This window comes from Bacillus sp. GB_SG_008, from assembly GCF_052038115.1.
GTDB classification, from domain to species: domain Bacteria; phylum Bacillota; class Bacilli; order Bacillales; family Bacillaceae_G; genus Bacillus_A; species Bacillus_A rhizoplanae.
Window position 1 is genome coordinate 226,225 of sequence record NZ_JBPZSK010000003.1, and the last position, 20,692, is coordinate 246,916.

Annotated in this window: 23 protein-coding genes; 1 reads left to right on the top strand and 22 read right to left on the bottom strand. The window is 37.4% G+C overall.

Annotation, left to right across the window (positions count from 1 at the left end; all coding sequences use genetic code 11):
- Positions 1–34 precede the first annotated feature (34 nt).
- The 21 genes from ACTDJC_RS08900 to ACTDJC_RS09000 all read right to left on the bottom strand — a co-directional run bounded on the left by ACTDJC_RS08900 (position 35) and on the right by ACTDJC_RS09000 (position 18,994).
- The gene (locus ACTDJC_RS08900) at positions 35–1,297 is read right to left on the bottom strand and encodes a tetratricopeptide repeat protein (RefSeq protein ID WP_440603184.1); all 1,263 of its coding nucleotides are present in this window, start codon (positions 1,295–1,297) and stop codon (positions 35–37) included.
- Positions 1,298–1,406: 109 nt separating this feature from the next.
- Positions 1,407–2,690 (bottom strand): 3-phosphoshikimate 1-carboxyvinyltransferase, encoded by a 1,284-nt coding sequence (aroA, locus tag ACTDJC_RS08905; RefSeq protein WP_098309404.1) that lies wholly within the window; start codon positions 2,688–2,690, stop codon positions 1,407–1,409.
- Positions 2,691–2,900: 210 nt separating this feature from the next.
- A complete protein-coding gene (hisC, locus tag ACTDJC_RS08910; protein ID WP_098309405.1) occupies positions 2,901–4,013 on the bottom strand; it encodes a histidinol-phosphate transaminase in 1,113 nt (370 codons plus the stop codon).
- Between the two features lie 14 nt (positions 4,014–4,027).
- Positions 4,028–4,390 carry a chorismate mutase gene (gene aroH / locus ACTDJC_RS08915; protein WP_440603185.1) on the bottom strand — a complete coding sequence of 121 codons (363 nt, stop codon included), beginning with the start codon at positions 4,388–4,390 and terminating at the stop codon, positions 4,028–4,030.
- Entirely contained in the window at positions 4,387–5,478 is a 1,092-nt protein-coding gene (gene aroB, locus ACTDJC_RS08920; RefSeq protein ID WP_440603186.1) for a 3-dehydroquinate synthase, read from the bottom strand. Before aroB ends, aroH begins: the two co-directional genes overlap by 4 nt.
- The gene (aroC, locus tag ACTDJC_RS08925) at positions 5,478–6,650 is read right to left on the bottom strand and encodes a chorismate synthase (protein ID WP_429709331.1); all 1,173 of its coding nucleotides are present in this window, start codon (positions 6,648–6,650) and stop codon (positions 5,478–5,480) included. Before aroC ends, aroB begins: the two co-directional genes overlap by 1 nt.
- 167 nt (positions 6,651–6,817) lie before the next feature.
- On the bottom strand, positions 6,818–7,264 hold the full coding sequence (gene ndk / locus ACTDJC_RS08930; RefSeq protein ID WP_098309409.1) for a nucleoside-diphosphate kinase: 447 nt from the start codon (positions 7,262–7,264) through the stop codon (positions 6,818–6,820).
- Between the two features lie 122 nt (positions 7,265–7,386).
- Positions 7,387–8,349: a heptaprenyl diphosphate synthase component II gene (gene hepT, locus ACTDJC_RS08935; RefSeq protein ID WP_098309410.1), complete on the bottom strand. Its 963-nt coding sequence runs from the start codon at positions 8,347–8,349 to the stop codon at positions 7,387–7,389.
- A gap of 178 nt (positions 8,350–8,527) precedes the next feature.
- Entirely contained in the window at positions 8,528–9,235 is a 708-nt protein-coding gene (locus tag ACTDJC_RS08940; RefSeq protein WP_098309411.1) for a demethylmenaquinone methyltransferase, read from the bottom strand.
- A 37-nt stretch (positions 9,236–9,272) separates the two neighbouring features.
- Positions 9,273–10,016 carry a heptaprenyl diphosphate synthase component 1 gene (locus ACTDJC_RS08945; protein ID WP_440603187.1) on the bottom strand — a complete coding sequence of 248 codons (744 nt, stop codon included), beginning with the start codon at positions 10,014–10,016 and terminating at the stop codon, positions 9,273–9,275.
- 319 nt (positions 10,017–10,335) lie between these two features.
- Positions 10,336–10,905 (bottom strand): GTP cyclohydrolase I FolE, encoded by a 570-nt coding sequence (gene folE, locus ACTDJC_RS08950; protein WP_098309413.1) that lies wholly within the window; start codon positions 10,903–10,905, stop codon positions 10,336–10,338.
- Between the two features lie 122 nt (positions 10,906–11,027).
- Complete coding sequence (locus ACTDJC_RS08955) at positions 11,028–11,300, bottom strand: HU family DNA-binding protein (protein ID WP_001043860.1); 273 nt, start codon at positions 11,298–11,300, stop codon at positions 11,028–11,030.
- Positions 11,301–11,588: 288 nt separating this feature from the next.
- The gene (gene spoIVA / locus ACTDJC_RS08960) at positions 11,589–13,067 is read right to left on the bottom strand and encodes a stage IV sporulation protein A (protein ID WP_098309414.1); all 1,479 of its coding nucleotides are present in this window, start codon (positions 13,065–13,067) and stop codon (positions 11,589–11,591) included.
- 191 nt (positions 13,068–13,258) lie between these two features.
- On the bottom strand, positions 13,259–13,969 hold the full coding sequence (locus ACTDJC_RS08965; RefSeq protein WP_440603188.1) for a hypothetical protein: 711 nt from the start codon (positions 13,967–13,969) through the stop codon (positions 13,259–13,261).
- Between the two features lie 21 nt (positions 13,970–13,990).
- Entirely contained in the window at positions 13,991–14,194 is a 204-nt protein-coding gene (locus tag ACTDJC_RS08970) for a DUF2768 domain-containing protein (RefSeq protein WP_098309416.1), read from the bottom strand.
- Positions 14,195–14,471: 277 nt separating this feature from the next.
- Positions 14,472–14,723, bottom strand: coding sequence for a stage VI sporulation protein F (locus ACTDJC_RS08975; RefSeq protein ID WP_141525043.1), 252 nt, complete (start codon positions 14,721–14,723; stop codon positions 14,472–14,474).
- A 117-nt stretch (positions 14,724–14,840) separates the two neighbouring features.
- Entirely contained in the window at positions 14,841–15,863 is a 1,023-nt protein-coding gene (locus ACTDJC_RS08980; protein WP_429718706.1) for an NAD(P)H-dependent glycerol-3-phosphate dehydrogenase, read from the bottom strand.
- An 18-nt stretch (positions 15,864–15,881) separates the two neighbouring features.
- Positions 15,882–17,192 carry a ribosome biogenesis GTPase Der gene (der, locus tag ACTDJC_RS08985; RefSeq protein ID WP_098309419.1) on the bottom strand — a complete coding sequence of 437 codons (1,311 nt, stop codon included), beginning with the start codon at positions 17,190–17,192 and terminating at the stop codon, positions 15,882–15,884.
- Between the two features lie 120 nt (positions 17,193–17,312).
- The gene (locus tag ACTDJC_RS08990) at positions 17,313–17,501 is read right to left on the bottom strand and encodes a capping complex subunit for YIEGIA (RefSeq protein ID WP_098309420.1); all 189 of its coding nucleotides are present in this window, start codon (positions 17,499–17,501) and stop codon (positions 17,313–17,315) included.
- The gene (locus ACTDJC_RS08995; RefSeq protein WP_440603189.1) at positions 17,498–18,391 is read right to left on the bottom strand and encodes a YIEGIA family protein; all 894 of its coding nucleotides are present in this window, start codon (positions 18,389–18,391) and stop codon (positions 17,498–17,500) included. The genes ACTDJC_RS08990 and ACTDJC_RS08995 overlap by 4 nt, the downstream gene beginning before the upstream one ends.
- A 3-nt stretch (positions 18,392–18,394) precedes the next feature.
- On the bottom strand, positions 18,395–18,994 hold the full coding sequence (locus ACTDJC_RS09000) for a YphA family membrane protein (RefSeq protein ID WP_440603190.1): 600 nt from the start codon (positions 18,992–18,994) through the stop codon (positions 18,395–18,397).
- Positions 18,995–19,110: 116 nt separating this feature from the next.
- Here ACTDJC_RS09000 and ACTDJC_RS09005 point away from each other — a divergent pair, with 116 nt between their 5' ends.
- On the top strand, positions 19,111–19,245 hold the full coding sequence (locus ACTDJC_RS09005) for a YpzI family protein (protein ID WP_098309423.1): 135 nt from the start codon (positions 19,111–19,113) through the stop codon (positions 19,243–19,245).
- A gap of 385 nt (positions 19,246–19,630) precedes the next feature.
- Here the strand turns inward: ACTDJC_RS09005 and fni are convergent, their stop codons facing one another.
- Positions 19,631–20,680 carry a type 2 isopentenyl-diphosphate Delta-isomerase gene (gene fni, locus ACTDJC_RS09010; protein ID WP_440603191.1) on the bottom strand — a complete coding sequence of 350 codons (1,050 nt, stop codon included), beginning with the start codon at positions 20,678–20,680 and terminating at the stop codon, positions 19,631–19,633.
- Positions 20,681–20,692: the final 12 nt, after the last annotated feature.

Genomic DNA, 20,692 nt, shown 5'->3' on the forward strand with positions numbered 1-20,692 from the left:
ACATTCAAGAAGTAGTATTCAGTTTCCTTCCAACTTATGAAAAATCCTCTAAATTATATAATAATTCTTCAATATGAGTTTGTGTCGGATCTAGCTGTAATAAACGTGTAAATACTTCTTTCGCCTCTTTTCGCAATCCCTCTTCTAACAAGAAGTAACCGTACTCCTCCAAGAAATCTGGATGATTCTTAAAAGAAGTATATGCGCTTTGGTAATGTTTTAATGCTTCCGAATACAATTCTAATTGTTTTTTCGCATGTGCAATATCCCAAAGTAATTGCGTGTCCGTTTCCCCATTATCAATGGCTTTTTCTACAACAGCAATCACCTCTTCATACCTTTCTTCTTCCTTTAAGATGTATGAATACTTTAAGGTAGCCCCTAAATGCGACGGATCAAGCTCTAATGCTTTCTTAAGCGAATCTTCTGCTTCATTTCTTTCCCCTAGCTTCGCTGCAACATTAGCAAGCTCTACATAAAATGGTATCGATAGTTCGTCAATTTTTATTCCTTCTTGAAGCGTTTCATAACTTTCTTGAAGCATACCTTCTTTTTCGTAGCATTTCGCCAAATACATATATAAAGATGCATATTCTGGATCTAACTCTTTTAATTCTTCCCATACACTGATTGCTCTTTGGTACTGTTCTCCTTGATACAACGTAAACGCAAATCCAAATAAAGAATGAATATCCTTCTGCTCCTCTAAACCTTCCTCATAATAAGAAATTGCTTCAGTCCATTGCCCAAGTGCGCTTAAATTTTCAGCCAATCGAAGCGGAACAACAACACCGCCCATCACTTTATGTTCTGGAAGTAATGATTCATAATATGGAATTGCTTTACTATCTTCTCCTTTACTGCTATACAATTCCCCAAGCCCGAAAGCAATTACCGGCTCATCTGGCATCATCGCTTTCGCTTTTAATAATTTTTGCTCTGCTACTTCGTCAAAACCTTGCATTTGATATAAATCAGATGCAAGGAGGAGAGATTGAACATATAATTCATCATTCTCTTGAATGTCGTGAAGTACTTCAATTGCTTCATCTTCTTTGTCTACATCAATATATAACTCTGCTAAAAATAACGTGAATTCACTTTCTTCTGGGTATAGCAACCGTAAATCTTCTACTATTTCTAGCGCCTGATCTACAAACCCTAGTGTATAATAATAACGAGCAACTTCATACTTTTCTTCATCCGTACCTTGTTTTACTTGCTCTGCTAATAGTTGTAATCCTTTCTCTGTTTCTCCGCTTTCAATATATGTAACAGCTTGTTCAAACTTTTGCATAACTAGCTCCTTTATATAAATACTTATGTAAATTCCATAATAAACAACTGTTTCCGTGTAAGCAACAGTGTGAAGAAGAAAAGAACCTTCTCAAAAAGAAAAGATTCTTTTAGTTTTGCAGCATATGTAACTGTTCAAAGAAGTTCGGATATGACACAGCTACTGCCTCGCTATTTTCAATCATAACTTCTCCATCTGCTATACACGATGCAATCCCTAACATCATACCAATACGATGATCACCATGACTATTTACCACGTTTCCATCTAATTGCGTTTTACCATGCACAATCATACCATCTTCTGTTGCTTCAATATGTGCTCCTAGTTTTTTCAATTCATTTACAACTGTATCAATACGATTCGTTTCTTTTACTTTTAATTCTTCCGCATTTTTAATCACAGTTGTCCCTTCTGCTTGCGTTGCTAACAGTGCTAAAATTGGAATTTCATCAATTAATTTTGGGATGAGCGCACCGCTAATTTCTATTCCTCTTAATTGTGAGGTTTCAATTGTAATATCACCGCTTGGCTCAAATTCTTCATTGCGAATATTCTCTATTGACAAACTCGCACCCATTTGTGATAACACATCAAGAATTCCAGTTCTTGTCGGATTCAACCCAACGTTTTTTAATACAACTTTACTATTTGGTACAATTGCACCTGCAACTAAGAAAAAGGCAGCTGAAGAGATATCTCCTGGCACCTCAATATTCGCCGCAGAAAGCTTTTGTCCACCTTCTAATGAGACAGTTAATCCATCAACAGTAACGCAGCACCCAAATGCACGTAACATACGCTCTGTATGATCACGAGACTGTAATGGTTCTGTCACAGTTGTCACACCTTCTCCTTGTAGCCCTGCAAGTAAAACAGCTGATTTCACCTGTGCACTTGCCACGGGAGAACGATAATGTATGCCTTTTATATTTCCCCCTCGAATAGAAAGAGGCGTATATTGTCCATCTTCTCTTCCATCAATTTTAGCACCCATTTGACGAAGAGGTTCTGTAACACGTTTCATCGGACGCTTTCCAATTGAAGAATCTCCGATAACTGTACAATGAAACGATGCATTTGCTAGTATACCAAGCATTAACCGAATTGTCGTTCCTGAGTTTCCAACATCTAATACTTCCGTCGGTTCTACTAGTCTTTGTAATCCTTTTCCATATACAGTGACATCGTTACCCTTTTGCTCAATCTTAATTCCTAACTTTTGAAAACAAGCAATCGTACTTAAACAATCTTCACCCTGAAGAAAATTTGTAATCTTCGTTGTTCCTTCTGCAATTGCCCCAAACATAACTGCGCGGTGCGAAATAGACTTATCTCCAGGAACAAAAATCGTTCCGTTTAATCCATTCTTAAGCTTTGTTAATCGGTTCACCTCTATCACCTCTATTTAATGTTCACGTATGTATTCTTTCTTTATCTCGCTATTTTTGGACAGTAAGAGCCCGATTGGTAAAATTCCCCCATTAGTGAGAGATGAAAAAAATTCAATGACGGTAGTTTCACTTTATTGTACTTCTTTCCTTCTTCTTTACGCAAATAGGATGAAAAGAAACGACTCCTAATAATGGAGCCGTTTCTTTTCTTATAAATATGTCTCTTCTTTTTTCAAATTCTCTTCTACAAGTTCAGTAAGCACCGCAATAATCTCCGCGTTCTCTTCTTTCGTTCCAACTGTAATCCGAATACCGTTCGGTAAACCAAGTGGACCACCGGAACGAACGATGTATCCTTTTTGTAGTAGCCTTTCAAATACTTCATCTCCTGGAAGACCAAGCTCTAAAAAGATAAAATTCGCCTGTGATGGATAATAAAACACTTGATACTTCTCACAAAAATCATAATATTGCTGTAATCCTTTATTATTCACGTTCACACACTCTTGTAAAAACGCTTGATCTTCTACCGCAGCTTGCGCAACTACTTGTGCAATTGATGACGTATTAAATGGTAATCTTGCTACCTCTAACGAACACATTAAGCTTTCATTTCCTACCGCATAACCAATACGAAATGATGCTAATCCGTATGCTTTTGAAAATGTACGTAATACCATAAGATTTTCATACTTCTCTAGAAGTGGTAATGTTTGCGGATAATCTTTAGCCCCAGCATACTCATAGTATGCTTCATCCATAATAACAAGTGTTGTTTTCGGAACTGCCTCTAAGAATGAAAGTAACCGCTCCATTGAAACGTACGTTCCTGTTGGATTATTAGGATTACAAATCCATACGATACGTGTATGCTCATCAACTTGTGCAAGCATTGCCTCTAAATCATGTGTCCCCTCTTTTAAAGGTACTTCACGTACTTCTGCTTTTTCAATTACTGCATGATGACGATATTGTGAAAATGTCGGCTTTGCCATGACAACATTTGTTCCTTCTTGTAACAGAGAACGGCTAATCATTTGAATCACTTCATCTAAGCCGCTACCAAATAAAATTTGTTCCTTTTTTACATGAAGGTGATCTGCTAATTTTTCACGAAGAGCATACGCTGCACCGTCTGGATAGAGCGCATATTGCCCATCTAACGATGCCAAAGCTTCAGCTACACGTTTTGAACATCCAAATGGATTTTCATTTGATGCTAGCTTTACAATTTTAGATAACCCATATTGTCTCTTTACTTCTTCAATATTTCTACCTGGCACATACGCTTTTAACGACAATAATTGCTCTTTTACTTTCACTGGAATTCCCCCTATTATTTTTGTAAATCGGGCCTTAGCTGCACCGCTTTTTCTAAATAGATATGATGAATTTCATGCTGTAGTTTATTGGTCATAACCGTCATCATAACGCGAATACATTTCTCAAGAGCATTTGGCACTTCTATTTCTTGCATGCACATGACCGGTACATAAGACCAACCCTCAATACGCCTTAATGCAGCTGCCGGAAAACATGCATTTATATCTGCTGTTGTGGAAATTAATACAGATACAATATCAACAGGAGAAACGCTATTATCGCTTGCCATTTCTTTCACTAAACGCTCTGTTGCAGTCAATATTTCCTCTATTTCATTACAATTGACTGTAGTTGCGCCGCGAATCGCGCGAATCAAATAGACTCCTCCTCTCTTAGAAATGCTTCTAAAGCCGTTCGGACGGTCTCATCTGAAATAGATACGACATCCACTACCCCAATCTCCTGCATAACGACCATACGAATTGTTCCACCGTTCGCTTTTTTATCTTGTTTCATCACTTGAACGAGGCGATTCACATCAAGTTTACTTGGCATGCTCGGATAGCCATATGCAGCAAACCACCGTTTAATCTCCTTATATTGAAGGTCTTTTTCATATATTTGTTCACTTAAAAAGATGGCAAATAACATGCCGATTGCAACACCATCACCATGTGTTATGTTTCCATATCCCATCTCTTTTTCCAGAGCATGTCCAAGTGTATGCCCAAAATTTAAGTGAGCACGAACACCTTTTTCAGTTTCATCCTCTGCAACAATTTTTGCTTTTACTGGAATCGCACGCTGCAGTGTATAAATTAACTTATCATCTCTTAAATCAGTTAACGTTTTCACTTCTTCGCGCAGCCAATGATATAATTCTATATCTCCGATAAACGAATGTTTAATTACTTCTGCAAAACCAGAGCGCCATTCTTTTTCTGGAAGAGAATTTAAAAACGGAGTATGGTAAATAACCGCCTCTGGCTGATGAAATGCACCAATCATATTTTTCCCAAGCGGATGATTGATTGCAACCTTACCTCCAACTGCACTATCATGCGCAAGTAACGTTGTTGGTACCTGTACAAAGCGAATACCTCTCATAAACGTCGCCGCAACAAATCCCGCTAAATCTCCAATCATTCCACCGCCAAGTGCAATAATAAGCGAATGGCGATCTAAACCTTTTTCAAGCGCAAACGTTTGAACCGCATAATAATTTTCAAACGATTTTTCCTTTTCACCACTCGGAATCACAAATGAAAATACATCTTTTTCTAATTGCAAAGTATCTTTCACTTCATCTAGATGAAATGAAGCTACCGTTTCATCAGAAATCAGTAGAATACTTGAAACGGCTGGTTTCATATTTTCTATAATCTTTGATAATTGTAACAATGCCTGGGCTCCAACATACACATTATATTGTTTGGAACCTGTTTGAATTTGTATTGTCCTCATCAAAATTCCCTCGCATATTCGTTATATTTCTCAATATTTTCACGAATTAAATCAATGCGATCCGTCCCAAATTGTTCAATCACGGCTGTAGCCAGTTCCCAAGCTACAACAGCTTCCGCTACAACACTTGCTGCTGGTACAGCACAGCTATCAGAACGCTCAATACTTGCTTGAAACGCTTCTTTCGTATCAATATCAATACTTTGCAGCGGTTTATATAAAGTTGGAATTGGTTTCATGACTCCGCGAACAACAACTGGCATACCTGTCGTCATACCGCCCTCTAATCCACCTGCATTATTTGTACGTCTCGTATATCCATTATCTTTATCCCATAAAATCTCGTCATGAACAAGACTTCCTGGCTTACGAGCTGCCTCAAAACCAATCCCAATTTCCACACCTTTAAATGCATTAATACTCATAATTGCAGCTGCAAGTTTTGCGTCTAATTTACGATCATAATGCACATAACTTCCAACACCAACTGGCATACCCTCTACAACAACTTCGACGATCCCTCCGATAGAATCCCCGTTTGTTTTTGCATCATCAATTGCTTGCATCATTTTCTGCGCTGCTTCTTCATCTAAACAACGAACAGGAGATGCCTCTGTAATCGTTTGTAACTCTTCAATAGAGTTATACGACTGCTTCTCCGCTTTCACTCCTCCAATTTCAATTACATGCCCTGCTACTTTTATACCCAGTTCTTCTAAAATGCGCTTTGCAACAGCTCCAGCAGCTACACGAACCGTTGTTTCTCTAGCTGAAGAACGCTCTAATACATTGCGCATATCGCGATGACCATATTTAATCGCACCATTTAAATCTGCATGTCCTGGACGAGGTCGTGTAATTTGTCGTTTCATCTCTTTTGATTCTTCCTCTGTTAACGGCTCTGCTCCCATAATTTTTGTCCAATGTGTAAAATCACGATTTTCGACAACGAGCGTAATTGGTGCACCAATTGTATATCCATGACGCACACCACTTAAAATTTGAACTTGATCTTTTTCAATTTGCATGCGGCGTCCACGGCCATGCCCTTTTTGTCTTCTTGCCAATTCTGTATTAATATCATCCGCTACTAAAGGTAAACCTGCCGGAATCCCCTCTAATATTGTCGTTAGTTGTGGTCCGTGAGATTCACCAGCTGTTATATATCGCATCGGTTACTCCCCTTTACTTCAGTATTTATGTAACACTATATCATAACCTCTATTGATTCGTAACTAATATGAAACAAAAAAGCGCAAGAAGGAATTCAGACATCCTTTCTTGCGCTTTTTCACTATAATCATTATTTTTAAAGCGTTTACAAATTATTTCGAAATAATTAGTAAATCCACTCATTCATTGATCTAGAATACTCAACTAGCTCTTCTTTGTTAAAGAAAATACCAATTTCACGTTCTGCACTTTCAAGAGAATCTGAACCGTGAATAATGTTTTTTGCAACAGTTAGTCCGAAGTCACCGCGAATTGTACCAGGTGCAGCTTCATTTGGTCTTGTTTTCCCCATCATGTTACGAGCTGTCTCAACAACACCTTCACCTTGCCATACCATTGCAAAAACAGGTCCAGATGTAATGAAATCTACTAATTCACCGAAGAAAGGTCTCTCTTTATGTTCAGCATAATGCTGTCCAGCAATCTCTGGTGTTATTTGCATAAGCTTAGCACCAACTAATTGAAAACCCTTTCTTTCAAATCTAGCAACAATCTCCCCAATGACTGCACGCTGTACACCATCTGGTTTTACCATTAAAAACGTTTTTTCCATAATAAATCTCTCCACTTCATATTATGTATGTAATTGTATATCCCCAAACACATAGTATCACCGTTATCAAAATTGTGCAACAGTTTTGAAATGGAGAGATTATTATTTTCCTCGAAAAACATTTAAAATTTACGTTTCCCTATATACTTTGCAACATTTTGCAACGCCAGTTTCGCCTGTCCACGAGGCAACGGCTTAATAACTTCTAATGCTTTATGTAAATATCTTTCACTAAATGCAAAGGCTTGATCAATTGCATTACTATTTTTGACCGCTTCAATAATTTCTTTCATTTCATTTGAAGGCGTATTTTCATTAACTTGAACAATTCTCTCGCGAAGTTTAGGATCTTCCATCGCATATAAAGCAGGAAGTGTAATATTACCTTGTAATAAATCTCCGCCCGCAGGTTTTCCAAGCTTTTCTTCTGTTGACACAAAATCTAAAATATCATCAATAATTTGATATGACATACCAACAAAGTAACCATACCAAAACAAACGATTGACTGTATCACGACATGCACCAGATGCAATTGCCCCTAATTGACAACTCGCAGCAATTAAAAGTGCTGTTTTTCGTTTAATACGGCGTAAATATGTTCGTAAATTTTGTCCAAAATCATACTTATCTTTAATTTGTTCAATTTCTCCTTTGCACACTTCAAGAATTGTATATGATAATGCTTTATGCACTTCTGGACTTTCTAAATTTGTAATGCATTCTAGAGACTTTGCAAATAAATAATCACCTGTATACATTGCAATACGATCACCCCAGTTTGCATTTACAGTCGCACTCCCTCTTCTCAAAAGAGCAGCATCAATTACATCATCATGCACAAGAGAAGCCATATGAATAAGCTCTAATGCAACGGCAACATGTTTAATTACATCGAGCTTATAATCTCCAAATTTCCCCGCAAGCAGAACGAAAACAGGTCGGATTCGTTTTCCACCGGCCTCAATCAGTTGCAACGCAGCTTCTTCAAGCAATTGTTGCTCAGAAGCAACAACTACTTTTAGTTGTTTCTCAATTTTATCAATATCCGATCGTAAAAAAGAATACATAAGTTGTAACTTCATATCGTTCACCTTAACCTAAAACTTCTTTTCTATTTTTATCCCGCTTTAACGGGAAGTAAGACTCCTACCTCAAGATTATGAGGAAACAAAAAATAGAGATAGGCAGGAGAGAACCGCCTGTTAGAGCCCGATTGGCGATACCTTTCCATTAACAGTTCCTACTAATGATAATTTCACTTTATTCCGGCTTATAACCTAAGTGCATTGCTGCTACTCCAAAAGTAAACGGCTTTACTCTTACTTGTTCTAGTCCAGCTTTTTCAAACATACGAGCCAATTCTTTCATTCCTGGAAATGTGCTTGCTGATTCTTGTAACCACGAATATTCTTTAAAACTTTTAGCAAATAGCTTTCCGAATAAAGGCATAATGTATTTAAAATATAAAAGATAACCTTGTCGAATTCCAAACATTGTCGGCTGCGATGTTTCTAAGCAAATAACCTTCCCACCCGGTTTTACAACACGAGTCATCTCTTTTAACACTTGCATATAATCTGGAACATTTCGGAGTCCAAATCCAATTGTGACATAATCAAACGTATTATCCTCAAAAGGTAGTTCCATGGCGTTACCATGAATTAATTCTACTTGATCCAATTGTAAAGCTTCCACTTTCTCTTTTCCAACCGAAAGCATATTTTTACTAAAATCTAATCCATATACTTTTCCATTTGAACCGACCGCATCAGCAAGCGCAATTGTCCAGTCAGCCGTTCCACAACATACATCAAGCGCTGTGCTGCTAGGTTGAACATCCATAATTCGCATCGTTTCTTTGCGCCATGCTTTATGTCTTTGAAAGCTAATAACTGAATTCATTACATCGTATTTATTGTATATCTTCTCAAATACGTCATGTACTCTTTCTTCTTTTGATTGTTGCATGCTTTTACCCTTCTTCCAACTGTAAAATTCAAAATACTCAAGTCGCCTCTTTTAATGTGGAAAAAAATGTTTCAATCCCTGTATCATCTTGCATCAAAGTATCAATTTGACTTCGTATCTTTTTTATCGATTCGTTGTATACGTTTTCCACTTTCGTTTTATCATCAGAAGATAAAAGCTTTTGAAATGCCGTAAATACTGGCGACGATTCTTTCTTCAAGAATATTTGATACTCAGTTTGCAAACGAGCTATTGCAAATATATTGTTAATTGTTGACTTTACATGTTTCACTTGAAAATGATCACACGTTTTTTGTAAAAGAGCCGATTCAATTATTCCTACACTGCTTAACATTTCTTCTATCGTTTCATATGTTTGCTGATATAACATAATTTTGTGTTCATTAATCTCTTTAATACCTTCTGCCAACGCACGAATCAATACGATATCATGATTCATTGAAAGTAAATAATAATATAGCCCACTATAATAATCCCCTGCTAATACTGTTAGTTGGCGCCGCTTATGAGACCCATCCGTCTCCTCTTTACTTGATACTTTCTCATGTGTATCTAAAGCAATTTGTACAAGCATAATGGTTACTACGTAATGTTCAATTTGCTCTCTATGTAAGTTTGCACTTTTTAAAATGGAATATAAGAACGCTAATTTTTTTTCATCAACAACTGGTTCTTCAATGTATTTTATAAAATAAGGATGGCATAGTTTTTTATATAGCTGCTCCTTTATATCCGTAAACCCTCCGTAGATGTTACCCACAAAAATCACCCTTGTTTTCTAATTCATAAAACTTATTATAACACATTCATTCATTTTTCTATAAAGAAAACTTGACGAAACGAAACAAAGTAAGAATTGAGCTCTATTCACCCTTATCCTGGCCGTTAGATTGGCATAAAGTGAAACTTCCATCAGTAGTTTTTTTCATCCCCAACTGATGGTTAGTTGAACCAATCGGGCACACGCCAGCAGTTATCCTCCACCTATCTTCCTCGCTTCTCTCTGAATCTTGAGATGAGGGGTCTTACTGCCCACGAATAGCAGGATAAAAAAAGAAAAGCAGTTTCCTGCTTTCCTACTAATTCGTCTTAATAAAAGATAGAATCTCCGCACGTGCTGGTGCGTCTGTTTCTAACACACCACGCACTGCAGTTGTTACAGTTTTTGCACCAGGTTTTTTCACACCGCGCATTGTCATGCACATATGCTCTGCTTCTACAACAACCATTACACCATGCGGCTCCAACACTTCCATAATAGAATCTGCTACTGTTGATGTAATTCGTTCTTGTAATTGTGGTCGACGCGCAACTGTATCTACTGTACGTGCCAATTTACTTAACCCTGTTACTTTTCCACCTCGTGGAATATATGCAACATGAGCAACGCCATAAAACGGAACGAGATGATGCTCACACATAGAAAAGAACGGAATATCTTTTACCAATACAAGTTCTTCATGATCTTCACCAAACACTTTATGTAAATGTTCTTTTGGATCTTCATGCATACCAGAAAATACTTCTGCATACATCTTCGCAACACGTTTTGGTGTATCTAATACTCCCTCACGATTTGGATCGTCCCCAATTGCTTCTAAAATAAGACGTACTGCATGTTCGATCTGTTCTAAGTTTACATTTGCCATCCGCTTGCCCTCCCGATTAAAACCTAAAAATACTACGAACACATTCTAGCATATATATGTTTTTAAAAGCAAAAAGAAGAGTTTCCGATAAGGAAACTCTTCTTCCCCGTAATATGTAAGGATTATTTAACCGCATCTTTTAGCGCTTTACCAGGTTTGAATGCAGGTACTTTGCTTGCCGCGATTTCAATTTCCTCACCAGTTTGTGGGTTGCGTCCTTTACGAGCCGCACGCTCACGAACTTCGAAGTTACCAAATCCGATAAGTTGTACTTTATCACCTTGCTTTAAAGCTTCTAAGATGGAATCAAAAACAGCGTCAACTGCTTTTGTTGCGTCCTTTTTAGAAAGGGAACTTGCTTCTGCAACAGCATTGATTAAATCTGTCTTGTTCATGCCATTCACCTCCTCCCAAAGATACGACTGTATAATGATCATAAAATGAGTCTTACCTTCATTTGTAGGCAATTTTTACAAATTCTATACTACAAAGATGTAGATAAAATCATTATCAAGGCCTATATTATACGATTCTCCTTTATAATTCAATATTTTTAAAGAAAATGTTACCACGAAAATGTGAAAAACTGATGAAACTTGACAATCAACTATAAAGTATTAGATAATGACATTTTGTTTTTCTATGAAAAACAAAAAAAGACTCCCAAATAAGGAGTCTTTCAATTATAAAATAATTGCTATTAAGCCGCCAGATCCTTCATTTATAATTCGTTCTAGCGTTTCTTTTAATTTATAACGAGCATTTTCTGGCATTAATGATAATTTTGCCTGAATTCCTTCTCGAACGATAGAGCTAAGTGATCGCCCAAAAATGTCCGAATTCCAAATTGAAAGTGGGTCATCTTCAAAATCTTGCATTAAATAGCGAACAAGCTCTTCACTTTGCTTTTCTGTTCCAATAATTGGTTCAAATGTTGATTCCACATCAACCTTAATCATATGAATAGATGGGGCAACAGCTTTTAATTTCACACCAAAGCGCGATCCATGTCGAATAATTTCCGGCTCATCTAAGCTCATATCTGCTAGTGCCGGTGCTGCAACACCGTATCCTGTTTGTTTTACCATTTTTAGTGCATCTGCAACTTGATCATATTCCGTTTTCGCATGAGCAAAATCAAGCATTAACTTTAATAAATGATCTCTACCACGAATTTCAACGCCTACCACTTCTTTTAAAATTTGATCGTACAATTCATCTGGTGCATATAAGTCTATCTCAGCAACACCTTGCCCCATATCAATTCCTGCAAGACTTGCACGATCAATAAATTCATATTGACTAAATTGCCATACAACGCGGTCAACATCTCGAAGACGCTTAATATCTTTTACTGTTTCTTGGACGGCCTCCTGATAGCTTTGACGAAGCCAGTGGTTGTCATTTAACACCATTACCCAACTCGGAAGATTTACATTCACTTCTAAAACCGGGAACTCGTATAGTGCCTCGCGCAGTACATTATATACATCCCCTTCTCTTAACCCTTCTACGCTCATTGCTAACACTGGAATATCATATTCTTCTACTAAACTTTGACGAAGTTGTTCTGTATCAGGATGATATGGCTGTACTGTATTAATAATCATAATGAAAGGTTTTCCTACTTCTTTTAATTCATTTACGACCCGGCCTTCCGCTTCAATGTAATCACGGCGGGGGATTTCTCCAATTGTTCCATCGGTTGTAATAACTACACCGATTGTAGAATGTTCTTGAATTACTTTCCGTGTCCCAATTTCCGCTGCTTCATGAAATGGAATCGGTTCTTCATACCATGGTGTATTAATCATACGTGGTCCATTTTCGTCTTCATATCCTTTCGCTCCTGGGACAGTATAACCTACACAATCTACTAAGCGGATATTCACATCGAGTCCATCATCAACATGGATAGAAACCGCTTGGTTTGGAACAAATTTGGGCTCTGTTGTCATTATTGTACGTCCTGCTGCACTTTGCGGCAGTTCGTCTTGTGCGCGCTGACGATCCGAATCGTTTTCGATATTAGGAATAACGACTAGCTCCATAAACTTCTTAATAAAAGTAGATTTTCCCGTTCGAACAGCTCCTACAACCCCTAGATAAATATCACCGCCTGTACGCTCAGCGATATCTTTAAAAATATCAACCTTTTCCAAGTGATTCCCTCCCTCAACATTTTTGGGAATAAATCATGATTATTCTTGTAGTTTGGACTGTACAGCATATGATTTTGTCCCAATTTCATATGACTATTTAAAAAGAACTTTTTGTATACGATGCAAATGTTTCAAGAAGTAAAAAACCCTTCTTCTAGAACTTATTCGTTAGAAGAAAGGTTCATGACTTATCACTTAAAAAAAATTGGTTCTTTGTTCTTTACTGTATACGGTAAGGAATACACCGGTACAAATGGAGTATGTTTCACAAGCAACTGGCGAATATCTTCTCCTTCTTTCACTTCATCACCATATTTTTGTAGCATGTCGTATAAGTCAACGCGATAATCAATATATACTTCACCTTTCTCATCAATAACAAAAGGTAGATTTTTACCAGAATATGGACTTTCCACTTGAGGAATTTCTTTATATCCCATTTTTTTATAATCAAGCTCATACACACCATCTGTAATTATTTTTTTATACGGTGGATATTTATGCTCATCACGATAGATTTGTAGTTTCAACTTTAAATTTTGAATCTGTTCAGCCGTTCGAACATCAATTAATTTCACAGTTGGATTTGTTTCTACATCAACTAATACATACTGATAAATGCCTCCGCTTTCAAAAGCATTTCCAGGTGGTTCTTGCATAAGCCCAGGCGTAATTTTTTGAAAATCAATTGGATATTTTTGATAGATTGGTGTATTCATATCGCGTGTTTTAATAGGCAATATATTACCATTTTGTTCTCTATATGTATTAACTGCTGTTTGCACCGCTTGTAATTGATCTTCATATGGTACTACATTTTGTTGTACCTTTTCTTTCGGATATAGACACCCAGATAGCATGCTGGTGCAACACAATACGAAAATTATTAGTGTTTTCTTCATCAGAACTCCGTCCTTTAGTTTCTATTGTTCAATTGGCCCACTAAATACAACAAGAAAAATAATAAGTCCAGATACAATCATACATGCATATGCAAACAAAGCTGTAAACCCTTTCAAAAACGTATTCTTTATTTTATGGCGACTTAACAAAATGAAAATAACAGCAATAAACATGAGAGCCATCGCTCCCAAAGAAAACCACATCTTTATAAGTCCAACAGACATATATACACCCCTTTATTTTAGTATATTTTCCTACTATTTTAACAAATTATAACTTTTAAACAAATAGAAACAATCTATTTATTCCATTCAAACTGAAAATAAGACGAAACTTCACTACTGAAGGACTAACGGTATACATTCACATATAATGAAACCAATAAAAAACCGAAGCGAACGAGACTTCTTCGCTTCGGTTGACCAAATACTCCCACAAACAGCTCATATTCATTCCTTCATCATATCGTATGCAATATATATAACAATGGTTTCTCGTACTTTATTTTTTAAACATTTTACTTAATGAGCTAAAATCGGTTGGCATGTTATTATTAATAATCGCATTTACAATTTGATCTTCTTTCTCTTTTGATACATCTCTTCCTGCCATCGTTGCAACTTGATGAATTAACTGACGTAACACTTGCTCATCTCGCAAATTTGCATTTTGGACAGAAGAAGCTAATTTAAAAATATCATCTTTATTTACTTTCGATTCCTTTTCAATATTGTTGAATAAATTATTATCCACCTTGTTCACCCTCTCTTGTAATCTACACTTCATCGTATGCAGAAAAAAAAGAATGGTGAAAAGACCCAAAATAAGAAAAAGCTGTACAAATGTATCTTTACACTTGTACAGCTTTTCTTACAACAAATCTGGAATTTCTTCTACTTCGTGTTTACGCACACGCCCCATCAGCGTTCCTACAGCATCTTTTACATTTTTCCCATTAAATAATACATCATATAAGACAGCTGTAATTGGCATTTCTACATTCATTTTCTTTGCCATCTCATGTGCAGCTTTTGTTGTCCGCACACCTTCAACAACCATCCCCATATTATCTAACACTTCGTTTAACGAGCAACCTTTACCAAGCAAGTTACCAGCACGCCAATTTCGGCTATGGACACTCGTACACGTTACAATTAAATCTCCCATACCTGTCAAGCCAGCAAACGTTAAGGGATTACCACCCATTTTACGACCCAAACGAGCAATTTCTGTTAAACCACGCGTCATAAGTGCCGCCTTTGCATTATCACCTAAACCAAGTCCATCAGTAATACCAGCAGCAAGGGCAATAATATTTTTTAACGCTCCGCCAAGTTCAACTCCAACAATATCTGGGTTTGTATATACACGAAAATAACTATTCATAAATAAGTCCTGGACTTCTTCTGCTGCTTCCATACGCTTTGCAGCTGATGTAACTGTTGTAGCTTGACGCAATCCAACTTCTTCTGCATGACTCGGTCCCGATAAGACAACAACATCTCGAATGAGATGTGCCGGAATTTCTTCTTCAATCACTTCCGAAATACGCTTTGAAGTTCCTGGTTCAATTCCTTTACTCGCATGAATCCATGTAATTGGCTGCGAAACAAGTTCTTTCATACTTTGCAATACTTCTCTGTATGCTTTTGTAGGTACAACGAGAAGTACTGTATCTACCCCCGCTAATGCTTCTTCTAAGGAAGAATAGGCAACGATACTGGCTGGCAATGTAATCCCCGGTAGATAACGACTATTTTCATGTTTTTCATTAATTTCATTCATGAGTTCTACTCGGTTTCCCCAAAGACGTACATCATGACCGTTGTCAGCTAATACCATTGCTAACGCCGTTCCCCAGCTACCTGCTCCTACTACTGTGATTTTTTTCATAAAATCACACCCTCTCCATTAGTCTCGTGCTCTTGCAATAACTTTAATCGGCGTTCCTACGAAACCAAACGCATCACGCAGACGATTTTTCAAGAAACGCTCATATGAGAAGTGCAGTAACTCTGGATCATTTACGAATACAACAAATGTCGGTGGTTTCACCGCGACTTGTGTTGCGTAGAAGATTTTCAAACGTTGTCCATTATGTGTTGGTGTTGGATTCATTGCAACAGCATCCATAATTACGTCGTTTAATACGTTTGTTTGTACACGAATACTATGACTTGCATTTACCTCATTAATAACAGGAAGCAATGTATGTGTACGTTTTCTCGTTTTTGCAGATAAAAATACGATTGGTGCATAATCCAAAAATTGGAAGTGAGCACGAATATTCTCTTCGAATTCCTTCATCGTTTTCTCATCTTTTTCAACCGCATCCCATTTATTTACAACGATAATAACAGCACGACCTGAATCATGCGCATATCCAGCGATTTTTTTATCTTGTTCAATAATTCCTTCTTCACCATCTAAAACAACTAAAACAACGTCAGAGCGTTCAATTGCTCGAAGTGCGCGAAGTACACTATATTTTTCAGTACTTTCATATACTTTTCCTTTTTTACGCATTCCTGCAGTATCAATGATAACGTAATCTTGTCCATCTTTACTGTACGGAGTATCAACTGCATCACGTGTTGTACCTGCTACATTACTAACGATTACACGTTCTTGACCAAGCAATGCATTTACCATTGATGATTTCCCAACATTCGGACGACCAATTAAACAGAATTTAATTGTTTCATCATCGTATGCTTCTTCTTCAATTTTCGGGAAATGTTTTGCTGCTTCATCTAATAAGTCCCCTAGCCCTAAACCATGTGTACCAGAAATCGGAAATGGTTCTCCAAATCCTAACGCATAAAAATCATAAATATCGCTGCGCATCTCTGGGTTATCTATTTTGTTGACCGCTAATACAACCGGCTTTTTAGAACGATATAAAATCTTTGCAACCTCTTCATCCGCAGCTGTTACACCGTCGCGACCATTCGTCATAAAAATAATAACATCAGCTTCATCAATCGCAACTTCTGCTTGTTGACGAATTTGTGTCAAAAATGGCTCGTCCCCAATATCAATTCCACCTGTATCAATAATGTTAAACTCATGATTTAACCATTCTCCTGCACTATAAATACGATCTCGTGTTACACCAGGAATATCTTCTACAATCGACACTCTTTCCCCAACAATTCTATTGAAAATAGTAGATTTTCCAACGTTTGGGCGTCCTACTATTGCCACTACCGGTTTTGGCATATACTTTCATCCTTTCTAATTGCTTCTGTTATTATGTAAAAAACCCTTCTTTGTGCAAGAAGGGATTTGCATTCCAGAATATTTCTCTTTATATCAAAACATCTCATATTATAGCACATTTCAAGAATGTTTCACAATAATATATAGGTTCTCTTGTAAGCGGTGTGCAATTCCATCTAAAATCGCTTCTAAATTATTAGCAACAAATTCCATTTCTTCCACTGTCTCACATACAAATAATGGAGCGCCGCCAGCGAATTTTTCTGGAATTGTTGTAATGACAGCAAGAATACATTTTTCTAATATCACCCTTTATCTCCCCTTCCGTTAGGAGCCTCAGAAGCCATATGAACAGCACTTTCTAACGTCGGAACATTTCCAATGACTTGAATAGCTTTCTTCACATCTTGATCTTGCGGCAAAACAAACACGCCTATTCTTCCATCATTTAAATCTCGTTTTGCAAGCGGTACAAGTGCTGGTGTTCCAGAATCTCGATAAACACCAAGCGAAACAGACACTTCATGTAAAATGGCTTGCCTTTGACCTAAATTCGCTAATGTTATTCGTGCATCAATAGACTTCGGTTTCAAAATAAACCCCATGCCATACTTCATAATTTCTTTTTGTCTCGCTGGTAAACCAATATTCATAATATAAATATTATCTACATAAAGACCAGCGCCTTCAAAATGTGGTGGCACATGTTCAATTTCAACAAGATCACGCAGTCGTTTACCGGACATTAACATTTTCGAAACAAAGAAACTTATTATTCCAGCAAAAATACCGGCATACCAAGATTTAAACCCTAAATACGCAAAGCTGGTTACAAAAGATGTTAACATTGCTAAATAGTTACGGCTCTCAAACACAAGTGCAATTCCTTCAATATATGTATTCCCCCGCGGGACAAGCTCATATCCATCTAATTGCTGCAGTGTATTACGCTCCATATTACGCACATCACGAAACTGCGATGCCGCTAATGTCAAAAATGTAATAGCGGAGAAATCTTTCTTCATAATAGATGGGATCGCAACCGCCCCAAGAGCAGACGCAGTAATTCCCATTGCAATATGAATAATCTTGCCATGCAAGCGAGTTGGATACTGCCTTGTATCAGTTTGAAGCATTAAAATTCGTGTAACTGTCCCCACAATTACCCCAAGTAAAATCGCTGATGTATATGAACTCATAAACTACCCTTGCCCCTCCTTCACTTGTTTTTGCTTAAATTGCCCTGTGTATGTCATTATTTTCCCAACGCTATATAGAAGACTAAAGAACATTGTGGACACAGCAATCATATTAAAAAACTGCAAGCTTCCCAGTTGATACGGAAAATTGAAGCTCTTTAAGACAAAAGCTACAAACAACTCACCTTGCAAGGCCCCTACATATAATCCCCATATACGTAATAGACGGTCTCGATGCAATAAAATAGATGTATAAACGAGAATACCACTCAGCATCCATGTACGATTTATGACAATCCAAATCGGATCGTATAATTCTATTAAAGAAAAACTTGTATATAGCATTGCGATTATAAGCGCACAAAGTAAAGTATAGATTTTTTTCCATACTGCATATACTGCAATTCCAACAAATGAAATTCCGCCCAGCAAAAGAGCATTTACTGAGATTGTGAAAGAAGAAATTGAAATCACTGTTTGCGAACAACTAATAAATATTAAAATGGCAGCACTAACACAAAGTCTAAACGTATCTTTTTTCAAAAAAAATGTTGCAACAATCCATCCCATCCACGCTAAAAAATAAAAATAACTTCCTTCCACGTTATCACCTCCTATTATTTCCATTATGGGGATTTTTCATGAAAAATAATCCTGTTCTACAGCTGCATATTTTTAAAAATAACAGCAACACTTTGTACTAAGGAGGTGGGGACACTATGGGTAAAGATCGTCAAGAAAAAAAATTGAAACAATCGCGACGTGTGGAATCTGATCGCAGTCAGTCACTACAATATCCGGGCGCAACAGGATTCGATACACCGGAGCAAGCGCGAAAACAAAATCAACATTAAAACAAAAACAGCCAACGTATCGTTGGCTGTTACTTTGTTACTCGGTATTAATGAGCAGTAAGATTTCTGCCTCGAAATTCCAAGATGTATCTTATAAACAAAAAACAACCGAACGGTTGATTTTTTCCTTGCTCTATCAAACAATAAAATGAAACTCCCATCAGTGGAGGTTTTCTTCATCCCCACTGATGGAAAGCCCGCTCAATCGGGCTTTTATGGACAGTAAGACCCCCACGCCTCAAAGATAGGTGGGGGTCTTACTATCCGTTAATGCGGGATAAAAAACCAATTAACAGAGCTGACTACCAGTGCAGAATGCAACAAATACAGCGTTAAGGATTCACTTTATTTTTACTTCGCCAAAAACCCCCTAGATAGAGTTCGTTCAGCGCTTACTATATATTGTTGTATCAATCCCGCGCTGGATAAGCCAATGGTATGTATCACCATTAATAACAACCGGCACTCGTTGAAGCTCAGCGATTGTTCGCGCCCCCAGCGCTGTCATTATAAACTGCAAATCTCTATGTAGTAATTCTATTTCTTCCATTAATTTCTCAATACCTTCATTTATCAGTACTCGTAAAAAATGGCCAGCAAACGCCGCAGCCGATGCTCCTAATGCTAACGCTTTCGCTACATCAAGTGCTGTTTGAATACCACCCGATGCAATAATAGAGAGGTTTTTTTGTATAGAGGATGCTTCAATTAAAGACGAAACAGTCGGAATGCCCCACTCATTGAAATAAGGAAGCACTCTCTGCCTTCTTTCATTTTCAACCGCAGCAAAGTTTGTGCCGCCATAACCGCCAATATCTATAATAGAAACACCAACATTGGCTAAATTCTCTACCGTTTCTTTACTCATACCAAAACCAACTTCTTTTACTATAACAGGAACAGAAGAATATTTTACAATTTGTTCAATTCTCTCTAGTGCACCTGTAAAATCTCTATCGCCTTCTGGCATTGTCAACTCTTGAATGACGTTCAAATGAATTTGCAATGCGTTTGCTTCAAGCATATCAACAGCTCGCTGTGCTTGTTCTACTGTTGCTTCGCTTCCTAAGTTTGCAATAACAATTCCATTCGGATTCGTTTTTCTCACAATTTTATAAGATGCAGCTTCTTGAGGATCTTTTAACGCTGCCATTTGCGAACCGACAGCCATCGCAAGCTGATGCTGATGCGCTGCCCAGGCTAGTTGTTCGTTAATATGTAGTGTATGCTCTCCGCCCCCACCAGTCATCGCATTGATAAAAATCGGCGAACTTAAAGAAAGTTCGCCGATTCCTGTTTGAAATGATATACTTTCATAACTTATATTTGGTAAGCTTTGATGAACAAAGACAATGTCACGAAAGCCATGTGTACGAGACTGTCCGGTAGAAAGAGCATACTCAATATGTTCTAATTTACGCTTTGCTCTTACCACACATATCCCTCA

Coding starts and splice junctions, on each gene's coding strand:
- der (WP_098309419.1), bottom strand. CDS start 17,192: ATGCCAAAACCGGTAGTGGCAATAGTAGGACGCCCAAACGTTGGAAAA.
- ndk (WP_098309409.1), bottom strand. CDS start 7,264: ATGGAAAAAACGTTTTTAATGGTAAAACCAGATGGTGTACAGCGTGCA.
- ACTDJC_RS08965 (WP_440603188.1), bottom strand. CDS start 13,969: ATGAAGAAAACACTAATAATTTTCGTATTGTGTTGCACCAGCATGCTA.
- ACTDJC_RS08970 (WP_098309416.1), bottom strand. CDS start 14,194: ATGTCTGTTGGACTTATAAAGATGTGGTTTTCTTTGGGAGCGATGGCT.
- aroC (WP_429709331.1), bottom strand. CDS start 6,650: ATGCGATATATAACAGCTGGTGAATCTCACGGACCACAACTAACGACA.
- ACTDJC_RS08995 (WP_440603189.1), bottom strand. CDS start 18,391: ATGAGTTCATATACATCAGCGATTTTACTTGGGGTAATTGTGGGGACA.
- ACTDJC_RS08955 (WP_001043860.1), bottom strand. CDS start 11,300: ATGAACAAGACAGATTTAATCAATGCTGTTGCAGAAGCAAGTTCCCTT.
- ACTDJC_RS08940 (WP_098309411.1), bottom strand. CDS start 9,235: ATGCAACAATCAAAAGAAGAAAGAGTACATGACGTATTTGAGAAGATA.
- hepT (WP_098309410.1), bottom strand. CDS start 8,349: ATGAAGTTACAACTTATGTATTCTTTTTTACGATCGGATATTGATAAA.
- folE (WP_098309413.1), bottom strand. CDS start 10,905: ATGGCAAATGTAAACTTAGAACAGATCGAACATGCAGTACGTCTTATT.
- ACTDJC_RS08900 (WP_440603184.1), bottom strand. CDS start 1,297: ATGCAAAAGTTTGAACAAGCTGTTACATATATTGAAAGCGGAGAAACA.
- ACTDJC_RS08980 (WP_429718706.1), bottom strand. CDS start 15,863: ATGAAAAAAATCACAGTAGTAGGAGCAGGTAGCTGGGGAACGGCGTTA.
- aroB (WP_440603186.1), bottom strand. CDS start 5,478: ATGAGGACAATACAAATTCAAACAGGTTCCAAACAATATAATGTGTAT.
- ACTDJC_RS09005 (WP_098309423.1), top strand. CDS start 19,111: ATGGGTAAAGATCGTCAAGAAAAAAAATTGAAACAATCGCGACGTGTG.